Source organism: Nonomuraea sp. NPDC052116, from assembly GCF_040680035.1.
In the GTDB taxonomy this organism is placed as follows: Bacteria; Actinomycetota; Actinomycetes; order Streptosporangiales; family Streptosporangiaceae; genus Nonomuraea; species Nonomuraea angiospora_A.
In genome coordinates, this window is record NZ_JBFAWA010000003.1 from 453,167 (window position 1) to 473,573 (window position 20,407).

The following is a 20,407-nucleotide window of genomic DNA, read 5'->3' on the forward strand; positions in this document are numbered from 1 at the left end:
GAGGTTCGGGATGGCACAGCGAACGGTGATCGTGGCCTCTTCCAGCGGCCTGCACGCCCGGCCCGCCAAGCTGTTCGTGCAGGCGGCGGCGCGGCTGGGGGTGCCGGTGACGGTGCGGCTCGGGGAGAAGGCGGTCCCGGCGAAGAGCATGCTCGGCGTGCTGTCGCTGGGAGCGGTACGCGGCACGGAGGTGACGCTGGAGGCGGACGGGCCGGGGGCGGACGAGGCGCTGGACTCGCTGGCGGCGCTGCTCGCGCGCGACCTCGACGCGGAAGAGGCCCTCGATGCCTGACCGGCCCGCCTTCTCCGGTTCTGGCGGGCTGCTGACCGGCCTCGGGGTCAGCCAGGGGCGGGCGGCGGGGCCGACGATGCGGATGGCCGCCCCTCCGACGCTGCCCCCGCCGCGCCCAGTCGCCGACCGCGCCGCCGACCCCGCCGCCGAGCCGGCCGCCGTCGCCGCCGCCCTGGAGGCGGTCGCCGCGGACCTCACCCGGCGCGCCGCCGGCGCCTCAGGGGAGGCGGCGGACATCCTCGAGGCGCTGGCCATGATCGCCGACGATCCGATGCTGCTGGAGGACGCCCAGGGCCGGGCCCAGGAGGGCATGGACGCCGCCCACGCGCTGGACGCGGCCTTCGCGCAGCACCGGGACACGCTGGCCGCGCTCGGCGGCTACCTGGCCGAGCGGGCCGCCGACCTCGACGACCTCAGGCACCGGGCCGTGGCGTTCGCGCTCGGCCTCCCCATGCCGGGGCTCCCCTCCCCCGGCCACCCGTACGTGCTGGTGGCCGAGGACCTCTCCCCCGCCGACACCGCGGGCCTGGGCCCGGACGTGCTGGCCCTGGTGACCGAGCGGGGTGGGCCGACGAGCCACACCGCGATCCTGGCCCGCGGCCGGGGCCTGCCCGCCGTGGTGGCCTGCAAGGGGATCATGGACGTCCCGGACGGCACCGTGGTCGGCGTGGACGGCCGCACCGGCGAGCTCGCCGTCGGCCTCACCGAGCGGGAGGCGGCCGAGGTCCGGGAGGCCGACCGCGCGGAGCGGGCCAGGCTGGCGGCCGGCCGGGGCCCGGGCCGGACGGCGGACGGCCACCCGGTGAAGCTGCTGCTCAACATCGGCTCGGCCGGTGACCTGCGGCCGGGCGCCGAGGGGGTCGGGCTGTTCAGGACGGAGTTCCTGTTCCTGGACCGTACGACGGCGCCGTCGTTCGAGGAGCAGGTGGCCGCGTACGCCGAGGTGTTCGCCCAGGCGGAGAGCGTGATCGTGCGGACGCTCGACGCGGGCACCGACAAGCCCCTGCCCTTCCTCGGCCTGCCCGGCGAGCCGAACCCGGCCCTCGGCGTGCGCGGCCTGCGCGTCGACCGGCTGCTGCCGGACGTCCTGGACACCCAGCTCGACGCCATCGCCGAGGCGGCCCGCAAGACGGGCGCGGAGGCGTGGGTGATGGCGCCCATGGTCACCACGACGGCGGAGGCGACCGGGTTCGCGCGGCGCGCCCGCGCCAGGGGCATCGCCAGGGTGGGCGCGATGATCGAGGTCCCGGCGGCGGCGCTGCGGGCCGGGCGGCTGCTGCGGGAGATGGACTTCCTCAGCATCGGCACCAACGACCTGGCCCAGTACACCTTCGCCGCCGACCGCCAGCACTCCGCCCTCGCCGACCTGCTCGACCCGCGCCAGCCCGCGCTGCTGGAGCTGATCGCCATGTGCGCCGCCGCGGGGCGGGAGGCGGGCAAGCCGGTCGGGGTGTGCGGGGAGGCGGCCGGAGACCCGCTGCTCGCGCCTCTGCTGGTGGGGCTCGGCGTGACCAGCCTGTCCATGGCCCCGGTGTGCGTCCCCGCCGTACGCGAGGCCCTGGCGGACCTCACGCTGGCCGACTGCCGCGAACGCGCCGCGGCCGCCCTCGCCTGACCGCGCCCCCGCCGCGCCCCCACCGCGGGAGGCCGGGAGCGGCGGTCAGGGGGTCGGCTGCGCGGCGGTGGCGCGGAAGGCGAGGTGGTCGCCCTCGACGTCCGCCGTCACCCGGCCCCCCTCCTCGACCTCCCCGGTCAGCAGCATCGTGGCCAGCCGGTTGTCCACCTCCCGCTGCACCGCGCGCCGCAGCGGCCGGGCCCCGAACTCCGGCTGGTAGCCGCGCTCGGCCAGCCAGTCCTTGGCCGCGTCCGTGACCTCCAGCGCGACGCCCTGCCCGCGCAGCCGCTGCCGGGTGCGATCCAGCATCAGGTCCACGATCTGGCGCAGCTGTTCCTTCTCCAGCCGCTTGAAGATGATCGTCTCGTCGATGCGGTTGAGCAGCTCCGGCCGGAGCGAGTGCCGCAGCAGGTCCATGAGCCGGTCCTCGAGCTCCTTGACGTCGCCCGGCGAGTCCAGGATGAGCTGGGCGCCGATGTTGCTGGTCATGATGACGATCGTGTTGGTGAAGTCCACCGTGCGGCCCTGACCGTCGGTGAGGCGGCCGTCGTCGAGCATCTGCAGCAGGATGTTCATGACGTCCGGGTGGGCCTTCTCGATCTCGTCCAGCAGGATCACGCCGTGCGGGCGGCGGCGGACGGCCTCGGTGAGCTGACCCGCCTCCTCGTACCCGACATATCCGGGCGGCGCGCCGATGAGGCGGGAGACCGTGTGCCGCTCCTGGAACTCGCTCATGTCGATGCGCACCATGTGGTCCTCGCCGCCGAACAGCGCCGCGGCGAGCGCCCTGGCCAGCTCCGTCTTGCCGACCCCCGTCGGGCCGAGGAACAGGAAGCTGCCGATCGGGCGGTTCGGGTCCTTCAGGCCCGCCCGCGCCCGGCGTACGGCCTCGGCGATGGCGGTGACGGCCTCCTCCTGGCCGATCACGCGCTCGTGCAGGTGCTCCTCCAGGCGCATCAGGCGCTCGCGCTCCTGCTGGGTGAGCTGCGTGACCGGGATGCCGGTGCGGCGGGAGACGATCTCGGCGATGTCCTCGACCGTGACCAGGGGCACGCTGTCCGTGCCGTGCCTGGCGCGTTCGACCTCCGGCCTGACCTTGTCGATCTGCGTGGTGAGGTCCTTGGCGCGGTCGAAGTCCTCGGCGGAGACGGCCTGGTCCTTGTCCCGGCGCAGCGCGTCGAGCCGCTCCTCCAGCTCCCGTACGTCGGCGCCGGGCGTGCGCGAGCGCAGCCGCACCCGGGCGGAGGCCTGGTCCATGAGATCGATGGCCTTGTCCGGCAGGAACCGGTCGGAGACGTAGCGGTCGGACAGGGTCGCGGCCGCGTCGAGCGCCTCGTCGGTGATGCGGACCTGGTGGTGCGCCTCGTACGCGTCCCGCAGCCCGGCCAGGATCTCGACCGTCTCCTCCACGCTCGGCTCGGCGACCAGGATGGGCTGGAAGCGGCGTTCGAGCGCGGCGTCCTTCTCGATGTTCTTGCGGTACTCGTCGATCGTGGTGGCCGCGATGACGTGCAGCTCGCCGCGGGCCAGGGCGGGCTTGAGGATGTTGGCCGCGTCCATGGCGCCCTCGGCGGCGCCCGCGCCGACCAGGTTGTGGACCTCGTCGATGAAGACGATGATCTCGTCGGAGTGCGCGCGCACCTCGTCGATGACCTTCTTGATGCGCTCCTCGAACTCGCCGCGGTACTTCGTCCCGGCCACCATGCCGGTCAGGTCGAGGCCGACGACGCGCCGGTCCTTCAGCGTGTCGGGGACGCTGTTGTTCACGATGCGCTGGGCGATGCCCTCGACGATCGCGGTCTTGCCGACGCCCGGCTCGCCGATCAGGCACGGGTTGTTCTTGGTGCGGCGCGAGAGCACCTCGATGGCCTGCTCGATCTCCTCCTCGCGGCCGACGACCGGGTCCAGCCTGCCCTGCCTGGCCTCCTCGGTCATGTCCCTGCCGTACTCGTCGAGCGTCGGCGTGTCGCTCTGGCGGCGCGGCTCGCCGTCGGTCCGGCGCGGGACGGCCATCATGGCCTCCTGCAGCTCGTTCGCGGAGACGCCCTGGTCCTGGAGGATCCGGGCGGCGCCGGAGTCGGGGCGCGCGGCGATCGCGAGCAGCAGGTGCTCGGGCCCGATGTACGACGACCGCAGCGCACGCGAGATCCGCTGGGCGTCGAGGATGGCCCTCTTGGCGGCCGGTGAGAGCGTGGCGGGTGGCTCGCCGGCCTCGCCCGGCCCGGCCACCTCGTCGATGCGGTCGCGCACCCGGCCCACGTCCACCCCGGCCGTGCGCAGCGTGTTGCGGATGGCGTCGTCCTCCGTCAGGGCGTCGAGGATGTCGAGCACGTCAAGGTCGGGGGCGCCGCGCTGACCGGCGGCGTCCATGGCCCGCGCCAGGACCTCCCTCGCCGAGGCGGACAGCAGCCGGCCGACGTCCACCCGCTGCACGCCGGGCCGGGTCGGCGGCCAGGACTCCATGCCGCCGAACACCCGGCCCGTGAGCTCTTCGAACCCTCTGAACGGGTCCCCACCGAAAAACGACATCGCATGTCCCCCCTCGATTCGGGGGACCCCTACCGCGTACGCCGAACGTCACACCCAGCGTCAGGCAAAGCCTCGGGCCAGGTCAGGGACGTCGGCGCAGGCCCGCGTCGCCCAGCTCCGGCGGCTGCCAGCCCCGGTCGGCGGGGTTGAGCGTCACGCCCGGCGGGACGATCTCGTCGATCCTGTCGAGCACGTCGTCCGTCAGGCGTACGTCGGCGGCCGTGAGCTGGCCCTCCAGGTGCTCCATGGTGCGCGGCCCGATGATGGCCGACGTCACCGCCCGGTGCCTGATCGTGAACGCGATCGCCAGCTCGACCAGCGTGACGCCCGCCTCCTCGGCCAGCACGGCGAGCTGCTCGACGGCGTCCAGCTTGCGCTGGTTGACCTCCTTGGTCAGGTCGTACCGCTCGGGCAGCCGGGAGGCCCGGCGCGTCTGCGGCTGCTCCTGCCCCTTGCGGTAGCGGCCGCTCAGCCAGCCGCCGGCCAGCGGGCTCCACACGATGACGCCCATGCCGTACTTCTCGGCCACGGGCAGCATGTCGGCCTCGATGCCGCGGGCGAGCAGCGAGTACGGCGGCTGCTCGCACACGAACCGCTCCAGCGAGCGCCGCTCCGCCGCCCACTGGGCCTCGACGATCTGGTGGGCGGGGAAGGTGGAGCTGCCGATGTAGCGGACCTTGCCCTGCCGTACGAGGTCGGTGAGCGCGCCGAGGGTCTCCTCGATGTCGGTGGCCGGGTCGGGCCGGTGGATCTGGTAGAGGTCGATCCAATCGGTGCCGAGGCGGCGCAGGCTGTTCTCGACCTCCTGGATGATCCAGCGGCGGGAGTTGCCCCGCTGGTTGGGGCCCTCGCCCATGGCGCCGTGGACCTTGGTGGCCAGCACCACGTCGTCGCGTCTGCCCGACTTGGCGAGCGCCTGACCGACGAACTCCTCCGACTGGCCCTGGGCGTAGACGTCGGCGGTGTCGATGAAGTTGATCCCCGAGTCGAGCGCGCGGTCGATGATCCTGGCGCACTCCGCGGGGTCGGATTCACCCCACCCGCCGAACATCATCGCCCCCAGGCAGAGCGGGCTTACCTTGAGTCCAGTACGTCCAAGTACGCGATATTCAGTCACAGAAGTCACTCTGTCCCAATGGCGGCCTTGATGGGAGTGTCCCCGGAGACGAGTTCCAGGGTCGTGCGGGCCGTACCGGGGGCTTCCAGCAGGGCCGCGATGACGGCGGCCACGTCGTCGCGCGGCACCGCCCCCGGCGCGACCTCGGGGGCCAGCCGCACCAGGCCGGTGCCGGGCTCGTCGCTCAGCCGGCCCGGCCGCAGGATCGTCCAGTCGAGGTCGCGGGCGCGCAGGTCCTCCTCCGCTTCGGTCTTGGCCGTGATGTACGCGGCCCAGACCTCGTCACCGCCCTGCGGCGCTCTGCCCGCCCCCATGGAGGAGACCTGGATGAACCGCCGCACACCCGCGCGCTCGGCAGCGTCGGCCAGAAGCACGGACGCGGCCCGGTCCACGGTGTCCTTGCGGGCCGCGCCGCTGCCGGGACCGGCTCCGGCCGCGAAGACCACCGCGTCGGCTCCCTGGGCGATCGCCGCCACCTCTTCGACGGTCGCCCGCTCCAGGTCGCACACCACGGCCTCGGCTCCGGTGGCCTCGATGTCGGCGACATGCGCGGGATTGCGCACGATGCCGACCGCGCCGGACTTGAGGCGCTCCTCCAGAAGCAGGGCGATCTTCCCGTGACCACCCGCGATGATGATCCGCATAATCCCTCATGGTGTCATGGACCCATGAGCGAGTTTCCGGAGGCCCCGACGCCAGCCTTCCTGTTCGACCTGGACGGCACCCTGATAGACAGCGTTTACCAGCACGTCATCGCGTGGCGGCAGGCGTTGTCGAGCATGGGGATCGACCTGTCGGTGTGGCGGATCCACCGGCGCATCGGCATGAGCGGCGGGCTGTTCGTCAGCGCCCTGCTGCGCGAGACCGGGCTGAAGCTGACGCGGGAGCAGATCGAACAGTTGCAGACCACGCACATGGAGGCGTACGAGCAGCAGGTCCACTCCGTACGGCCGCTGCCCGGCGCGGCGGAGCTGCTGTCGGAGCTGTCCTCGCGCGGCGTGCCGTGGGCGATCGCCACCAGCGGGTACGCCCGCACGGCGCGGCTCGCGCTGGGCATGCTGGGCCTGCCGGACGACACCCCGATGATCACGCGCGACATGGTGCGCCGGGCGAAGCCGGACCCCGACCTGTTCCTGGCCGGTGCGGCACTGGTCCGGGTGGACCCCGCGCATGCCATGGTGGTGGGCGACAGCGTCTGGGACCTGCTCGCCGCCCGCCGGGCCGGCGCGCTGGGCATCGGGCTGCAGTCCGGTGGGTACGGCAGGGACGAGCTCGAACGCGCCGGCGCCTTCAGGGTCTACGCCGATCCGGCTGACATGCTGGACAGGCTCGACGAGCTGGGCGTCCGACAGTCCGACTGATGCTGGAATATCCCCTGGAACCACCGAGCTGGATCATGCGTATCCCCCACAAAGGAGCTTGAGATGGACTTGGCAGACATCGGCGTCACCGGCCTGGCCACCATGGGGCGCAACCTGGCCCGCAACCTGGCCAGGCACGGATACGCGGTAGCCGTGCACAATCGCACATATGGGCGCACCCAGCAGCTGGTCAAGGAGTTCGGCGGGGAGGGCACGTTCGTCCCGTCCGAGGACCTGGCCGCCTTCGTGGCCTCGCTGAAGCGGCCACGCCGGGCGATCATCATGGTGAAGGCGGGGGCGGGCACCGACGCGGTGATCGACCAGCTCGCCGACCTGATGGAGCCGGGCGACATGATCGTCGATGGCGGCAACGCGCACTTCGACGACACCCGGCGGCGCGAGGCGGCGCTGCGCGAGCGCGGCCTGCACTTCGTCGGCACCGGCATCTCGGGCGGCGAGGAAGGCGCGCTGAACGGGCCCAGCATCATGCCGGGCGGCTCGAAGGAGTCGTGGGAGGCGCTCGGCCCGATCCTGCAGGACATCTCGGCCAAGGTGGACGGGGTGCCGTGCTGCGTCCACGTCGGCCCCGACGGTGCCGGACATTTCGTGAAAATGGTCCACAACGGCATCGAGTATTCGGACATGCAGCTCATCGCCGAGTCGTACGACCTGCTGCGCCAGGCCCTGGGCGCGACCCCGGCCGAGCTGGCCACGGTGTTCCGCGAGTGGAACCGGGGCGAGCTGGACTCGTACCTGATCGAGATCACCGCCGAGGTGCTCGACCAGGTGGACGCCGAGACGGGCCGGCCGTTCGTGGACGTCGTGGTGGACCAGGCCGAGCAGAAGGGCACCGGCCGGTGGACCGTGCAGAGCGCGCTCGACCTGGGCGTGCCGGTGACGGGCATCGCCGAGGCGACCTTCGCCCGCGCCCTGTCCGGCCACCCGGAGCAGCGCGCCGCCGCCGCGTCCCTGCAGGGTCCCGGCCTGTCCGGGGTCGGGGGGAGCGAGCTGGTGGAGGACGTGCGGCAGGCCCTGTACGCGTCCAAGATCGTCGCGTACGCGCAGGGCTTCGACCAGATGGCCGCCGCCTCCCGTGAGTACGGCTGGGACCTCGACCTGGGGGCCATGGCCACGATCTGGCGCGGCGGGTGCATCATCCGGGCCAAGTTCCTGGACCGGATCCGGGCCGCGTACGACGCCAACCCGGCCCTGCCGACGCTCCTGGCCGACCCGACCTTCGCGGCCGCGCTGGACGCGGGGCAGGAGGCCTGGCGGCGCGTGGTGACGACGGCGGTGCAGATCGGCGTGCCCACGCCCGGCTTCTCGTCGGCGCTGGCCTACTACGACGGCCTGCGCCGCGACCGGCTCCCGGCCGCGCTGATCCAGGGGCTGCGCGACTTCTTCGGCGCGCACACCTACCGCCGGGTGGACAAGGAGGGCTCCTTCCACACGGACTGGTCCGGCGACCGCACCGAACACCCGGCCTGACCCACACCCACCACCACCCACGCCGGACCGCCGCCCCGGCGGCCACGCCATCCGGCAGCCCAACGATCCGCCCCCGGCCGCACCGCCACCGACACACGGCGGCCGTGCCGGTGGGCGGCGGCCGTCTCGGAGGGCTGTCTCGGGGGTGCGGCGGCCGTGTCGGAGGGCTGCCTCGGGGGGTGTGGCGGTCATCTCGGGGGGCCGTCTCGGGGGGTGGCGGTCGTGTCGGGGGTGGTCGGTGCGGTTTCGGGCAGATGCGATACCGGTCCATGTGCGGGTGGCGGTGGTGGGCGGTGGTGCAAGGATGTTCAAGACCCGGCCGCCCGGTTCCCGGGAGGCTGGGCGCATGACAGCGACACTTACCTCCATCGTCATCGACTGCGCCGACCCCGCCGCCCTGGCGTCCTTCTACGCCCAGGCCACCGGCTGGCGGATCACCCCCGGTGACCCCGACTTCGTCAGCCTCGAGGGCGGCCCGGTCTCGGTCGGTTTCCAGCGGATCGACGGCTACCGGGGCCCGGCCTGGCCGGACAGCGGCAAGCACGTGCATCTCGACTTCACGGTCCCCGACGTCGAGGCCGCCATGAAGGAACTGACCGATCTCGGCGCCACCGTGCCCGACTTCCAGCCGGGCGGCGGCGACTGGACCGTGCTCCTCGACCCAGAAGGCCACCCCTTCTGCGTCATGGGCGGCTGACTCGTCCGGTGTCCCGCGCTCTCGTTCAGGGAGTGCGGGGGGCGAGCAGGCGGCGCAGGGCGGTCGGGGTGTGGCCGACGTGGTGGCGGATCGTACGGGTGAGGTGGGCCTGGTCGGCGAACCCGAGGTTGGCGGCCAGCCCGGCCAGGCTCGGCTCGCCGTCCTCCAGCCGGTCGAGCGCCCGGCCCACACGCACGCGGTTGCGGTAGTGGGTCAGGGAAACGCCCAGCTCCCGGGTGAACGCCCGGCTGAGCTGGTACGGCGAGACGGCCAGGAGCTCGGCCAGCGACATCAGCCCACCGGCCGCCGGATGATCGGCGGCGATGGCCTCCCGGGCGGCGCCGGCGATCACCGCACCGGACCTCGGCCCACCGCCGCCCCGGGAGCGACCCGCCGGGGCGGGGCTCCCCTTGGCCGCATACGCCTTCCCGACGCCACGCCCCCTGGTGGCGCCTTCTCCGACGCCATCCGCCCCGACGTCGGCGGTCCGAGAAGCGGGCGCTCCGACGGCGACGATATCGGTGCCGCCCGGCCGAGGAGCGGGGGCCGCGCCGGCGGTTGCCTCGGTGCCGCGCGACCCAAGAGCCCGCGCTTCGGTGCTTTCCAGCCCAGGGGCAGGTGCCGTGGCCTTGGGGACGGACGCCCCGATGGTGCTCGCTCCGGGGCGGGGCGCATCGGTGGCGCCCGAGCCGGAAGAGGCCGGTGTTGGGGTTGGGGCCAGTTGGGCGAGGGTGGTGGCGATGAGGGAGAGCAGGGACTCGGCCAGCTCGAAAGCCGTGTCCCCGCCCCGCGCCGCCACCAGGAACCGCCGATGGGCGAGGTCGAGGCGGGCGTCCACGTACAGGGTCGGCCGGCCCGGCGGGCCCTCCCCCGCGAGCGTGTGCCACAGCTCCGGGGTCAGGGACACCGAGGTGCACACGTCGCCGCCCGCCGGGTGGGCGAAGTGCTCCTCCTCGCCGGGCACCCCGAGGTAGGCCATCGTCGGGTCGATCACGGCGGCCCGGCCGTCCGCCTTGCGCCGGAACAGGCCGCGGCGCACCAGCACCAGGCGGTGCGCGGAGCCCAGCTCCGCCGCCGACCACCCGCGATGGTCGTCGAGGCAGGTCACGGCATCGAGGCGGAACCCGTCCCCGGCAGCAAGAGGCACAGCTGAACGCACCCGCGGAACGTTACGCCGCGGGTACGACATTCTCCGGCGGCACTAGCGGCCGCCGATGCCGATCGTGTTGGCGACCGCCGTGACCACGCAGAACCCGAACGGCCCGCTCGCGTCATGCATGGTGACCTGCCCCGTGGCGACCCCATCGGCGGACAGGTGGCCGGTGGCCTCGACCCCGATCAGCTTTGCGGACGGGAGCCGGGCGAGCGTCAGCGAGTAGTCGGCGTTGATGAAACGCAGCCCCTCCACCCCGGAGTTGCTCAGCGGGCTGGCGAAGTCGGCGGCCAGCGCCGCGCGTACGAACGGCGTCAAAGGCTCCTCGTCCACCAGCGGATACGTCTCCCGCATCCACACCCGCCCCGGCCCGGGCGCCCCCCACTCGGTCACCCGCCACAGGTCGAACGGCGGCTTCCACGTGGCCTGCCCGTCCACCGGCGGCTCGGAGGGCGCGGGCGTGTCCCAAGGGGGCGTGACGAACGTCTGCTCCCCGTCCGGCTGCTCCCCCTGCCGCAGCAGCACCGCGCCGGCCCGCCCGATCACCCCCTGCTCGGTGATGATCACCGCGTCGGCCACGAGGATCCTGCGCCCGGCCCTGACCAGCGAGGTCTCCACCGTGACCGGCACCATCGGGCTGTTGCGGAACAGGTCGACCGTCAGGCGGGCGAAGTGCAGCCCCGGCTGGGCGTAGCGGCGCTCGATGGCGCGGGCGGCGAGCCCACCGAGCAGGCGGCCGTGGAGCATGTCGGGGGACCAGGGACCTCGGGCGTGCGGCGCGGGGACCAGCTCGCCCTGCTTCTGGGTGAAGAACGCTGACACAGAATCAGATTCTAGAGGAGAGCAGCCGTTCACCGAGAGCCCGCAGGTGTTCCTTCAGCTCCAGGGGCTCCAGCACCTCGAAGTCCACGTCCAGGAAGGCCACCACCATGGCCATCATGCGCAGGTCGTCGCCGCGCAGGGTGAGCAGGCAGGTGTGCTCGTCCACCGGCTCGACGGCGCCCGCCGTCCGGCCCTCGATCCGCTCGGCGGGCGCGCGCAGCAGGAAGCGGCTCTCGTACGGCCACATCTCGTGCGCCAGGCGGTGCTGCACCCAGGCGGCCACGTCGGGGGCGGGCGGCTCGCGCGGCGTGAAGCGCGGGCCGTTCGGGGTCCGAAGACGCATCCGGTCGGCCCGGTACGTGCGCCAGTCGCCGCGGTCGGCGTCCCAGCCGACCAGGTACCAGCGGTTGCCCTTGGTGACGAGGCTGTGCGGCTCGGCCCTCCTGAGCGCGTTCTCGCCCCCGTGGCCGGTGTAGTCGAAGCGGAGCTGCTCGTGGTCGCGGCAGGCGGCGGCCACGTGGGTGAGCACGTCGGGGTCCACGGTGGGGCCCGCGCGGTCGATGCGCACGGTGTGCCGCTGCAGCGTGTTGACCCGCTGCCGCAGGCGGGCGGGCAGGACCTGTTCGAGCTTGGCCAGCGCGCGCAGGGAGGTCTCCTCGATGCCGGTCACGGTGCCGTTCGCGGCGGTGCGCAGGCCGACCGCGACCGCCACGGCCTCCTCGTCGTCGAGCAGCAGCGGCGGCAGCTCCGCGCCCGCGCCCAGCCGGTAGCCGCCGGAGACACCGGGCGTCGAATGGACCGGGTAGCCCAGGCTGCGCAGCCGGTCGACGTCGCGGCGCATCGTCCGGGGGGCGACGCCGAGCCGCTCCGCCAGGTCGGCGCCGGGCCACTCGCGCCGCGCCTGCAGGAGGGCCAGCAGGCGCAGCAATCTCGCCGAGGTGTCCAACACAGGCACCATTGTGGCCCGAATCTGGCCGCAATGGCTTCTAGCGTTGCGGACATGGACGAATTCGTCATCGACATATCCCAGGGCCGGCTCGACGACCTGCGTGAGCGGCTGGAGCGCACTCGCCGGCCCGACGCCCTCGACGGGGTCGGCTGGTCGTACGGGGTGCCGCCCGAGGCGGTGGGCGAGCTGGCCGCGTACTGGCTCGACGGCTACTCCTGGCGCGCGCACGAGGCCAGGCTCAACGCGTTCCCGCAGTACACGACCGTGATCGACGGGCAGCGCGTGCACTTCGCGCACGTGCGCTCGCCCCGGCCCGACGCGCTGCCGCTGCTGCTGACGCACGGCTGGCCCAGCACGTTCGCGGACTTCTCGCGCGTGGCCGGGCCGCTCAGCCGGGACTTCCACCTGGTCATCCCGTCCCTCCCGGGGTTCGCGTTCTCGGGCCCCACGACGGAGCCGGGCTGGGGCGTGCGGCGGGTCGCCGCCGCCTGGGTGGAGCTGATGGCGCGGCTCGGCTACGAGCGGTACGGCACGCAGGGCGGCGACTTCGGCGCCCTGGTCTCCCCCGCCGTGGCGCGACTGGCCCCCGAACGGGTGGTCGGCGTGCACGTGAACGCGCTCACGGCGTTCGTCACCGACGACATGTCGGGCCTGACCGAGGCCGAGACGGAGCGGGCCCGGGGCGTCGAGCGGTGGCGGACGGAGTTCTCCGGGTACGCCGCCATCCAGGGCACCAGGCCGCAGACGCTCGCGTACGCCCTGGCGGACTCGCCGGCCGGGCTGCTCGGCTGGACCCTCGACGCATTCGCCTCCTGGGGCCGGGACGTGGGCGGGGTGCCCGCCGACGACGTCCTCACCGACGTCTCCATCCTCTGGCTCACCGGCACCGCCGGCTCCTCCACCCGCATCTACCGGGAGAGCGGCGGCGACTGGGCGGTGCCGGACGCGCCGGGCAAGACCCCGACGGGCGTGGCGGTCTTCCCCGGGGACAGCACGGTCCGGCGGTACGCCGAGCGGGCGCACAACGTGGTGCGCTGGTCGGAGTTCGCGACGGGCGGCCACTACGCCGCCCTGGAGACCCCCGACCTGCTGGCCGCCGACATCAGGACCTTCTTCGCGGGGCTGTGAACGCCCCCGGAGGTCAGTGGAACTGCGGGACGATCAGGTAGATGCCGTACAGCACGACCGCGGCGCAGGCGGTGAAGCACAGGACGGCGGCGGCCAGGCCGCCCGCGCCGGTGCCGGTCCCCCGCTCCTGCGCCGACTGACGGGCCGCGAGCGCCAGCGCGCCGAGCGAGAAGACCGCGACGACGACCACGCTGACGGCCAGGCTGATGACGAAGACCTGTCCGAGGGCGTCCCATTTGATGTCCATCGGCGTCCGCCCTTCAGACCGGGGCGGGCACGTCGTTGACGTTGCCCGCGTGAACGGGTTCGCGGCGGCTGGCCGCGTACAGGCCGCCCGCCGCCGCGATCGCCACCAGCGCGGTGATGGCGACGCCGAGGGTGCCGGTGGTGGCCACGGCCGCCACGACCGCGCCCACCGCGGCGGCGGACGGCAGGGTCAGCAGCCAGGCCAGCGCCATCCGGCCCGCCACGCTCCAGCGCACCTTGGCCAGCCGGCGGCCCAGCCCGGTGCCGAGGATCGCGCCGGACACCACCTGCGTGGTCGACAGCGCGAACCCCAGGTGGGAGGAGGCGAGGATGACCGTGGTGGCGCTCGCCTCGGCGGCGAAGCCCTGCGGCGACTCGATCTCGGTGAGGCCCTTGCCCATGGTGCGGATGATCCGCCAGCCCCCGAGGTACGTGCCCAGCCCGATGGCCAGCCCGGCGGTGGCGATCACCCACAGCGGCGGGTTCGAGCCGGAGGCCAGCGCCCCGGACGAGATCAGCGTGAGTGTGATGACGCCCATGGTCTTCTGGGCGTCGTTGGTGCCGTGCGCCAGCGACACCAGCGAGGCCGAGACGATCTGCCCGAACCGGAACGTGCCCGTCACCGACTCGTGCCGGGCCCTGGCGGTGAGCGAGTACGCCAGGAAGGTGGCGGTCATCGCGACGAACCCGGCGATCAGCGGCGAGGCCACCGCCGGGATGAGGATCTTCTGCACCACCGTGCCGAAGTTCACGCCCTGGATGCCGGCGCCCACCCACACCGCGCCGATGAGCCCCCCGAACAGCGCGTGCGAGGAGCTGGACGGCAGCCCCAGGAGCCAGGTGAGCAGATTCCACAGGATCGCGCCGATCAGCCCGGCGAAGATCATCGGCGGGGTCACCAGGGTGTCGTCCACGATCCCGCCCGAGATCGTCTTGGCCACCTCGACCGACAGGAACGCGCCCACCACGTTCAGCACGCCCGAGATCGCCACCGCCACCTTCGGCCGCAGCGCGCCGGTCGCGATCGAGGTGGCCATCGCGTTGGCCGTGTCGTGGAAGCCGTTCGTGAAGTCGAACACCAGCGCCGTGATGATCACCACGACGACCAGGAACGTCACATGCTCCATGAGGGTTTCCCCATCGTCTCGACGTCACCAGGACGATAGACCGGGGCGATGAACCGGCCGTGAACTCCTGTCGGCCATCATGCATACCCGCGGCACCGCCAAATACCGGCCAAGGAGGGTTACGGAGTGGTTCATGGTTAATTAGCCGATTAGGACATATGTCCGGCCATCATCCAGACGTGCGTATCGTTCGGTTAGCGAACTTCGTCACTCCCACGTCGGGTGGGCTGCGTACCGCCCTGCATGAGCTCGGCGCCGGCTACGCGGCGGCGGGACACGAGCCCGTCCTGGTCGTCCCCGGCGCGGCGGCCCGCGACGAGCGGACCGCGGCCGGACGGGTCATCACCCTGCCGGGCCCGGTGGTCCCCGGTCTCGGCGGCTACCGGGTCATCGCCGCCCGCGGCACGCTGAGACGCCTCCTGGAAGAGCTGGCACCCGACCGGATCGAGGTGTCGGACCGCACCACCCTGCGCTGGCTCGGCCCCTGGGCCAGGGCCGCGGGCGTCCGTTCGGTCATGGTCTCGCACGAGAGCCTGTCGGCGCTGCTGCGCCTGTACGGTCCCCTCGGCCGGCTGGCCGACCCCGTCAACCGCGCCACCGCGGCCCGGTTCGACACCGTGGTGTGCACGACCGCCTGGGCCGCGGCCGAGTTCGCCAGGCTGGGCGTGCCGAACCTGGTCCGGGTGCCGCTCGGGGTGGACCTCGCCACGTTCTCCCCCGAGCGCTTCGACCCCGGCCTGCGCTCCCGCCTGGCCGCGCGGGGCGAGGCGCTGCTGGTGCACTGCGGCCGCCTGTCCCCCGAGAAGCGGCCCGACCGCTCCATCCGTGCCCTCGCCGAGCTGCGCCGCAGGGGTGTCCCGGCCGTGCTGGTGGTGGCCGGCGACGGGCCGCTGCGGCGCAGGCTCACCCGGCTGGCGGACGGACTGCCGGTCCGCTTCCTCGGCCACCTCGCCGACCGGGACGCGCTGGCCGCGCTGCTCGCGACCGCGGACGTGGCCCTCGCCCCCGGCCCGGTGGAGACGTTCGGCCTGGCGGCGCTGGAGGCGCTGGCCAGTGGCACCCCGGTCGTGGCCACGCGCGACAGCGCCCTGCCCGAGGTCATCGGCCCGGCGGGGGCGGCGGTGGCCGACGACCCGGCGGCCTACGCCCGCGCGATCGAGGAGCTGCTGTCCGACCCCGCGCGCCGGGAGCGGGCCCGGGTCAGGGCCGAGCGGTACGGCTGGCCCGCCGCGGTCCGGGGCTTCCTGGACGCGCACGGCCTGATCGGCACGCCCGCGAGGCCGCGATGACGCGGATGGTCTCCCTGGGCGACTCGGTCACGGTCGGACTGGGCGACCCGGTGCCGGGGCGCGGCTGGGCCGGGCTCCTGGCCGAGGCGCTGGCGCCCGCCGAGCTGAGCAACCTCGCCGTCTGCGGCGCCCGCGTCGCCGACGTCGTACGCGACCAGCTCCCCCGGGCGCTGGCCCTGCGCCCGTCCCTCGCCACCGTGCTCGTCGGCGTGAACGACACCCTGCGCGGCGACTTCGCCCCCCGCCAGATCCACGCGGACCTGGAACGCCTGATCACCCGGCTGCGCGCGGACCAGGTCACCGTGCTCACCGCCACGCTGCCCGACCCCGGCCTCATGCTGCGGATCCCGGAGCTGCTGCGCCGCCCCCTCGCCCGGCGCGTCCACGTGGTCAACACGATCGTGACCGACCTCGCGCACCGCCACGGAACCATCCACCTCGACCTCGCCCGGCAACCCGCCCTGTACGAGCGGCGCATGTGGGGCGCCGACCGCCTGCACCCCAGCGAACGCGGGCACCGCCACCTGGCCCGGCTCTTCGCCGCCGAACTGCGCGAGCGCGGCGTCCCCGTGCGGCTGCCGGACCCGGAGCCCGCGAACGCCGAGCCGACCGCCTGGGCCAGCGCCTTCTGGCTGGCCACCGCGGGCACCGCCTGGCTGGTCCGGCGGTCCCGCGACTTCCTGCCCGCCTTCGCGAGGCTCGTCGCCCAGGAGATCTGGCACGAGAAATTCGCCGTACGGGCGACTGCCGGTGAACCGGACGTCGCCCCCAACCGGGATGAAACATCACATGAGGGTCGCCATTGTGGCCGAGTCGTTCCTGCCCCAGGTCAACGGGGTCACCAACTCGGTCTGCCGCGTTCTTGACCACCTGGCCGCCACCGGGCACGACGCCATGGTGGTCGCCCCGGCCCCCGCTCCCCCGTCCTACGCGGGCTTCCCGGTCCACCCGGTCCGCAGCCTCGCCCTGCCGTTCTACCGCTCCGTCACGGTGGGCCTGCCCGGCATGCGCCTGTCCCGTACGCTCGCCGGCTTCAAACCCGACGTCGTCCATCTCGCCTCCCCCGCCCTGCTGGGCGCGGCCGGGATGGCCGCGGCCCGGCGGCTCGGCCTGCCCACCGTGGCCGTGTTCCAGACCGACCTGGCCGGATTCGCCCGCCAGTACGGCGTCCGCAGCGACCCGGTCATCTGGTCGTGGCTGCGGCGGGTGCACCGGCACGCCACCCGCACCCTCGCCCCCTCCACACCGACCCTGCGCGAGCTGGCCGGCCACGGCATACCCCGCCTGTCGTTGTGGGGCCGCGGCGTCGACCTCGACCTGTTCCATCCCCGGCACCGCAGCGAGGAGCTGCGCCGCCGGCTCGCCCCGGACGGCCAGACCATCGTCGGATACGCCGGCCGCCTGGCCGCCGAGAAACAGCCTCAGCTGCTCGCCGCGCTCGCCGACGTCCCCGGGGTGCGGCTGGCCGTCGTGGGGACGGGCCCCATGGAGCGGCGGCTGCGCGGGCTGCTGCCCGGGGCGGAGTTCTTCGGCCTGCGCACCGGCCCCGACCTGGCCCGCGTCCTCGCCTCCCTGGACGTGTTCGTCCACACCGGCAGCAACGAGACCTTCTGCCAGGCCGTCCAGGAGGCCCTCGCCTCCGGCGTGCCGGTCATCGCCCCGGCCGCGGGCGGCCCCCTCGACCTGGTCCGGCCGGAGGCCAACGGCCTGCTCTACGCCGGCGGCGACCCGTCGGCGCTGCGCGCGGCCGTCGCCGCCCTCGCCGCAGACCCCGACCGGCGCGCCCGCATGTCCCGGCAGGCCAGGGAGTCGGTCCGCGACCGCGACTGGGCCTCCGTGTGCGAGGAGCTGGTCGGCCACTATCACGGCGTCATGACGGGCGAGCCGGTCTCTCCGGGCCCGGCTGGATTTCGGCGGCGCGCCGCCGTAGGCTCCCCCAATGCGCGATCTAGGTGAGGACCCCCGGCCCGTCCGGGGCGCGGTACGCGAGATCCACTCCCTCGGCGACTCGGCCACCCTGTCCTACTCCCCCGACCTCGACGGCCTGGCCGACCCGGGGGAGATCGTCTGGGCCTGGGTCCCTTACGAGGAGGACCCGTCCCGCGGCAAGGACCGCCCCCTGCTGGTCGTGGGCCGGACCGGGCGCCGGCTCCTCGGCGTGATGCTCTCCAGCAAGGGCGACGACGGGCCCGACTGGGTGGAGCTCGGCGCCTGGGGCCGGGACGAGCGGGTGTCGTACGTACGGCTGGACCGGGTGTTCGTGCTGGACGAGGACGACATCCGGCGCGAGGGCGCGGTGCTCGACGGCGACCGCTTCGCGCGGGTGGCGGCCCGGCTCATGAAGACCTACGGCTGGGACGCCGGCCGGTAGCCCCCGCCACGGCGCGTCGGCCCAGGAAACCCGCCTGGCCGAGCCAGTCGAGATACCGGTCCGTCCACGAGCTGCTCGGCGGGCCGGGCGGGGCCCCGGCGAACGCGACGTCGGCGTGCGTCCTGATGGCGTCCATGATGCCGTTCAAGGCCATCCGTGCGCTCCGCTGCCGGGCTCGCGGTGCCGGGGGGCTACCTGGTGGAGGCGCGTGCCACCAGATCGGGCTGGAAGATCACCTGGCGGTGCTCGTGGCCGACCGGCCGGTTGGCCTCCTCCAGCAGCATCACGGCCGCCGTGTGGCCGAGCTGCTCGCGCGGCTGCCGGATGGACGACAGCGGCACGGCGGCCGCCGCGGCGAAGTCGATGTCGTCGTACCCGAGGATGGCCAGGTCGTCCGGGACCCGCAGCCCGCGCTGCGTCATCTCCTGCAGCACCCCGATGGCCACCAGGTCGTTGGCGCAGAAGACCGCGGTGGGCCGCTCGGACGGCGGCCGGGTGGCGATCTCCTCGCCGGCCAGCCGCCCGGTGGCGATGGTGAGGTCGGGCAGGGGGATGACGGTCAGCCGGTCGTCCGGCGAGAGCACGGCGGACAGCCCCTCGTGCCGCTCCCGCACCTGGCGGACGGTGAACGGCCCGCCGGCGAAGGCGATGTGGCGGTGCCCCCGCTCGCGCAGGTGACGGCCGGCCAGCCGCCCGCCGAGCACGTCGTCGACCGCGACCGCGCAGCCGTGGCTGTGCGGGGCCGAGCTGTCGAAGCGCACCACCGGGATGCCGCGCGAGACGAGCCGGCGCAGCCGCTCCTCCTCGGCGCTGTCGTTGACCGGCGTGATCAGGACGCCCAGCGGACGCTGCTCCTCGAACGTCTCCAGCAGCCCCGCCTCACGGCCGGCGTCCTTGTTGCTGTTGAAGACCATCACGGTGAGCTCGGCCCGCTGCGCGGCGGTCTCGACGCCACGCAGGACGTCGATGAAGAACGGGTTGGCCAGGTCGAGCGCGACCACGCCGATGGTCCGGCTGTGACCGGCCCGCAGTTGCCGGGCGGAGCCGTTGCGCACGTAGCCGAGGCGGGCGATCGCGGCCCGCACCCGCAGCCGGGTGTCGGGGGCCACCATGTCGGGCCGGTTGAGCACATTGCTCACCGTGCCGACGGAGACCCCGGCGAGCCGGGCGACCTCTTTGATGCTCGACATCGTTCCTCGTCGCAGGCGTAATGTCGCTTTGATCATAACGCCTTCGACCAGGGGTTCGACACCAGGTGTGACAACCTCCGTCCGAGCCCGCGGCCGGGTCGGCCGCGGGGGCCGGTGTACGGAGCCGACACCTTGCCGTCACTGCCGTCCGACATCAACTCATCGCCGAGCCCGGTAGCACAGGCGGATCGAGATCACTTCCGGCACAATGGGCGTGATCCTGTCCGGGGGGACACCTCCTGGACCACGTTCCGGTCGCCGGTCGGCCGCGCAACCGCTGCCGGGAGAGATGGTGGGATGTCTGGCCTGCACGCCCGGAGTGGGCAGCAGCCAACAGGCACTTCATGAGGGTGTCACCCTGTACACCCAGTACATGAGCGCAGATCGGATCGGCGCCATCGTCTACGACGGAGCCGATCCCGCCGACGATCCACGGTGGCGCCTTTCGGGAGCACGCACCCGGGCGGAGTACGGCCGCTGGTGCGGGCACTGCTGCGGGATGGCCTGCCTGCACATGGCCCTTGATCATCGCGATGGCCACGCGCCGCCCCTTCTGGAGCTTCTGCGCGGCTGCCGCGACTACGGCGGTTACGTCGAGGACGACGACGGCCAGATCAAGGGCCTGATCTACGCCCCGTTCGCCGACTACGTGCGCGCCGAGCACGGCATGCCCGCCGACGTACACCCGCATCTCGCAGCGGCCGAACTGCCCGACCTGCTCGCGGACGGACACCTGGTGATCGCCTCCGTCCACAAGGAGATCCGCCAGCCCGAGATGCCCGCACCCGGCCGCGGCGGGCACCTGGTCCTCATCACCGGCCACGACCACGGGCTGCTGCATCTGCACAACCCATCCGGACACACCCCCGACGCCCGCCGGGCGAGGCTCCCCATCGAGGTGTTCGCGTCCTTCTTCGCCGGCCGGGGCGTCGCCTTGAGCATGCGGCGCGCCTACCGAGATCGCGTCGCCCGGTAAAGGGCGTTCTGCCAAGCCGGCCGCACCGCCCCGGAAAAGGCGCAGTGCGGCCGCGCG

The 20,407-nt window shown here is 73.5% G+C and carries 20 protein-coding genes; 11 read left to right on the forward strand and 9 right to left on the reverse strand.

All coding sequences use genetic code 11. From position 1 onward, the window contains the following. Nucleotides 1–10 precede the first annotated feature (10 nt). On the forward strand, nucleotides 11–292 hold the full coding sequence (locus AB0L65_RS07710) for an HPr family phosphocarrier protein (RefSeq protein ID WP_364241623.1): 282 nt from the start codon (nucleotides 11–13) through the stop codon (nucleotides 290–292). Then, nucleotides 285–1,907, forward strand: a complete 1,623-nt coding sequence (gene ptsP, locus AB0L65_RS07715; RefSeq protein ID WP_364241626.1) for a phosphoenolpyruvate--protein phosphotransferase — start codon at nucleotides 285–287, stop codon at nucleotides 1,905–1,907. The genes AB0L65_RS07710 and ptsP overlap by 8 nt, the downstream gene beginning before the upstream one ends. A gap of 45 nt (nucleotides 1,908–1,952) precedes the next feature. On the opposite strand, the gene AB0L65_RS07720 is transcribed toward ptsP, so the two are convergent. From AB0L65_RS07720 to AB0L65_RS07730, 3 genes are all read right to left on the reverse strand, one after another. Further along, nucleotides 1,953–4,436 carry an ATP-dependent Clp protease ATP-binding subunit gene (locus tag AB0L65_RS07720; RefSeq protein ID WP_364241628.1) on the reverse strand — a complete coding sequence of 828 codons (2,484 nt, stop codon included), beginning with the start codon at nucleotides 4,434–4,436 and terminating at the stop codon, nucleotides 1,953–1,955. A gap of 82 nt (nucleotides 4,437–4,518) precedes the next feature. Beyond that, nucleotides 4,519–5,553: an aldo/keto reductase gene (locus AB0L65_RS07725; RefSeq protein ID WP_364241630.1), complete on the reverse strand. Its 1,035-nt coding sequence runs from the start codon at nucleotides 5,551–5,553 to the stop codon at nucleotides 4,519–4,521. 5 nt (nucleotides 5,554–5,558) lie between these two features. Beyond that, entirely contained in the window at nucleotides 5,559–6,197 is a 639-nt protein-coding gene (locus tag AB0L65_RS07730; protein ID WP_364241633.1) for an SDR family oxidoreductase, read from the reverse strand. A gap of 24 nt (nucleotides 6,198–6,221) precedes the next feature. Here AB0L65_RS07730 and AB0L65_RS07735 point away from each other — a divergent pair, with 24 nt between their 5' ends. From AB0L65_RS07735 to AB0L65_RS07745, 3 genes are all read left to right on the forward strand, one after another. After that, nucleotides 6,222–6,914, forward strand: coding sequence for an HAD family hydrolase (locus AB0L65_RS07735; RefSeq protein WP_350734796.1), 693 nt, complete (start codon nucleotides 6,222–6,224; stop codon nucleotides 6,912–6,914). Nucleotides 6,915–6,977: 63 nt separating this feature from the next. After that, nucleotides 6,978–8,402, forward strand: coding sequence for an NADP-dependent phosphogluconate dehydrogenase (gene gndA, locus AB0L65_RS07740; protein ID WP_364241636.1), 1,425 nt, complete (start codon nucleotides 6,978–6,980; stop codon nucleotides 8,400–8,402). 346 nt (nucleotides 8,403–8,748) lie between these two features. Further along, a complete protein-coding gene (locus AB0L65_RS07745; RefSeq protein WP_364241639.1) occupies nucleotides 8,749–9,099 on the forward strand; it encodes a VOC family protein in 351 nt (116 codons plus the stop codon). Between the two features lie 25 nt (nucleotides 9,100–9,124). Here AB0L65_RS07745 and AB0L65_RS07750 read toward each other — a convergent pair whose 3' ends face one another. From AB0L65_RS07750 to AB0L65_RS07760, 3 genes are read right to left on the reverse strand one after another with little or no spacing between them, the layout of a single operon-like run. Beyond that, nucleotides 9,125–10,258 carry a helix-turn-helix domain-containing protein gene (locus tag AB0L65_RS07750; RefSeq protein WP_364241641.1) on the reverse strand — a complete coding sequence of 378 codons (1,134 nt, stop codon included), beginning with the start codon at nucleotides 10,256–10,258 and terminating at the stop codon, nucleotides 9,125–9,127. Between the two features lie 42 nt (nucleotides 10,259–10,300). Then, nucleotides 10,301–11,074, reverse strand: coding sequence for an acyl-CoA thioesterase domain-containing protein (locus tag AB0L65_RS07755; RefSeq protein ID WP_364241644.1), 774 nt, complete (start codon nucleotides 11,072–11,074; stop codon nucleotides 10,301–10,303). Between the two features lie 4 nt (nucleotides 11,075–11,078). After that, entirely contained in the window at nucleotides 11,079–12,023 is a 945-nt protein-coding gene (locus tag AB0L65_RS07760) for a YafY family protein (protein ID WP_364241647.1), read from the reverse strand. Nucleotides 12,024–12,074: 51 nt separating this feature from the next. On the opposite strand from AB0L65_RS07760, the gene AB0L65_RS07765 reads away from it, so the two are divergent. After that, nucleotides 12,075–13,151, forward strand: coding sequence for an epoxide hydrolase family protein (locus AB0L65_RS07765; RefSeq protein ID WP_364241650.1), 1,077 nt, complete (start codon nucleotides 12,075–12,077; stop codon nucleotides 13,149–13,151). 13 nt (nucleotides 13,152–13,164) lie between these two features. On the opposite strand, the gene AB0L65_RS07770 is transcribed toward AB0L65_RS07765, so the two are convergent. Both AB0L65_RS07770 and AB0L65_RS07775 read right to left on the reverse strand, forming a co-directional pair. Next, nucleotides 13,165–13,398 carry a hypothetical protein gene (locus AB0L65_RS07770; RefSeq protein WP_364241653.1) on the reverse strand — a complete coding sequence of 78 codons (234 nt, stop codon included), beginning with the start codon at nucleotides 13,396–13,398 and terminating at the stop codon, nucleotides 13,165–13,167. 13 nt (nucleotides 13,399–13,411) lie between these two features. Beyond that, nucleotides 13,412–14,524 (reverse strand): inorganic phosphate transporter, encoded by a 1,113-nt coding sequence (locus AB0L65_RS07775; RefSeq protein WP_364241656.1) that lies wholly within the window; start codon nucleotides 14,522–14,524, stop codon nucleotides 13,412–13,414. A 179-nt stretch (nucleotides 14,525–14,703) separates the two neighbouring features. On the opposite strand from AB0L65_RS07775, the gene AB0L65_RS07780 reads away from it, so the two are divergent. The 4 genes from AB0L65_RS07780 to AB0L65_RS07795 are packed head-to-tail and all read left to right on the forward strand — an operon-like array spanning nucleotide 14,704 to nucleotide 18,184. Continuing rightward, complete coding sequence (locus AB0L65_RS07780; RefSeq protein ID WP_364241658.1) at nucleotides 14,704–15,813, forward strand: glycosyltransferase; 1,110 nt, start codon at nucleotides 14,704–14,706, stop codon at nucleotides 15,811–15,813. Next, nucleotides 15,810–16,679, forward strand: a complete 870-nt coding sequence (locus tag AB0L65_RS07785) for an SGNH/GDSL hydrolase family protein (protein ID WP_364241660.1) — start codon at nucleotides 15,810–15,812, stop codon at nucleotides 16,677–16,679. Before AB0L65_RS07780 ends, AB0L65_RS07785 begins: the two co-directional genes overlap by 4 nt. After that, nucleotides 16,603–17,769: a glycosyltransferase family 1 protein gene (locus AB0L65_RS07790; RefSeq protein WP_364241663.1), complete on the forward strand. Its 1,167-nt coding sequence runs from the start codon at nucleotides 16,603–16,605 to the stop codon at nucleotides 17,767–17,769. Before AB0L65_RS07785 ends, AB0L65_RS07790 begins: the two co-directional genes overlap by 77 nt. After that, complete coding sequence (locus tag AB0L65_RS07795) at nucleotides 17,753–18,184, forward strand: type II toxin-antitoxin system PemK/MazF family toxin (protein WP_350734816.1); 432 nt, start codon at nucleotides 17,753–17,755, stop codon at nucleotides 18,182–18,184. Before AB0L65_RS07790 ends, AB0L65_RS07795 begins: the two co-directional genes overlap by 17 nt. 191 nt (nucleotides 18,185–18,375) lie before the next feature. Here AB0L65_RS07795 and AB0L65_RS07800 read toward each other — a convergent pair whose 3' ends face one another. Further along, nucleotides 18,376–19,374, reverse strand: a complete 999-nt coding sequence (locus AB0L65_RS07800; protein WP_363968888.1) for a LacI family DNA-binding transcriptional regulator — start codon at nucleotides 19,372–19,374, stop codon at nucleotides 18,376–18,378. Nucleotides 19,375–19,747: 373 nt separating this feature from the next. On the opposite strand from AB0L65_RS07800, the gene AB0L65_RS07805 reads away from it, so the two are divergent. Then, on the forward strand, nucleotides 19,748–20,350 hold the full coding sequence (locus AB0L65_RS07805) for a peptidase (protein ID WP_364241666.1): 603 nt from the start codon (nucleotides 19,748–19,750) through the stop codon (nucleotides 20,348–20,350). The last annotated feature ends 57 nt before the right edge of the window (nucleotides 20,351–20,407 follow it).

Coding starts and splice junctions, on each gene's coding strand:
- AB0L65_RS07710 (WP_364241623.1), top strand. CDS start 11: ATGGCACAGCGAACGGTGATCGTGGCCTCTTCCAGCGGCCTGCACGCC.
- ptsP (WP_364241626.1), top strand. CDS start 285: ATGCCTGACCGGCCCGCCTTCTCCGGTTCTGGCGGGCTGCTGACCGGC.
- AB0L65_RS07720 (WP_364241628.1), bottom strand. CDS start 4,436: ATGTCGTTTTTCGGTGGGGACCCGTTCAGAGGGTTCGAAGAGCTCACG.
- AB0L65_RS07730 (WP_364241633.1), bottom strand. CDS start 6,197: ATGCGGATCATCATCGCGGGTGGTCACGGGAAGATCGCCCTGCTTCTG.
- AB0L65_RS07735 (WP_350734796.1), top strand. CDS start 6,222: ATGAGCGAGTTTCCGGAGGCCCCGACGCCAGCCTTCCTGTTCGACCTG.
- gndA (WP_364241636.1), top strand. CDS start 6,978: ATGGACTTGGCAGACATCGGCGTCACCGGCCTGGCCACCATGGGGCGC.
- AB0L65_RS07745 (WP_364241639.1), top strand. CDS start 8,749: ATGACAGCGACACTTACCTCCATCGTCATCGACTGCGCCGACCCCGCC.
- AB0L65_RS07765 (WP_364241650.1), top strand. CDS start 12,075: ATGGACGAATTCGTCATCGACATATCCCAGGGCCGGCTCGACGACCTG.
- AB0L65_RS07770 (WP_364241653.1), bottom strand. CDS start 13,398: ATGGACATCAAATGGGACGCCCTCGGACAGGTCTTCGTCATCAGCCTG.
- AB0L65_RS07775 (WP_364241656.1), bottom strand. CDS start 14,524: ATGGAGCATGTGACGTTCCTGGTCGTCGTGGTGATCATCACGGCGCTG.
- AB0L65_RS07785 (WP_364241660.1), top strand. CDS start 15,810: ATGACGCGGATGGTCTCCCTGGGCGACTCGGTCACGGTCGGACTGGGC.
- AB0L65_RS07790 (WP_364241663.1), top strand. CDS start 16,603: ATGAGGGTCGCCATTGTGGCCGAGTCGTTCCTGCCCCAGGTCAACGGG.
- AB0L65_RS07795 (WP_350734816.1), top strand. CDS start 17,753: ATGCGCGATCTAGGTGAGGACCCCCGGCCCGTCCGGGGCGCGGTACGC.
- AB0L65_RS07800 (WP_363968888.1), bottom strand. CDS start 19,374: ATGTCGAGCATCAAAGAGGTCGCCCGGCTCGCCGGGGTCTCCGTCGGC.
- AB0L65_RS07805 (WP_364241666.1), top strand. CDS start 19,748: ATGAGCGCAGATCGGATCGGCGCCATCGTCTACGACGGAGCCGATCCC.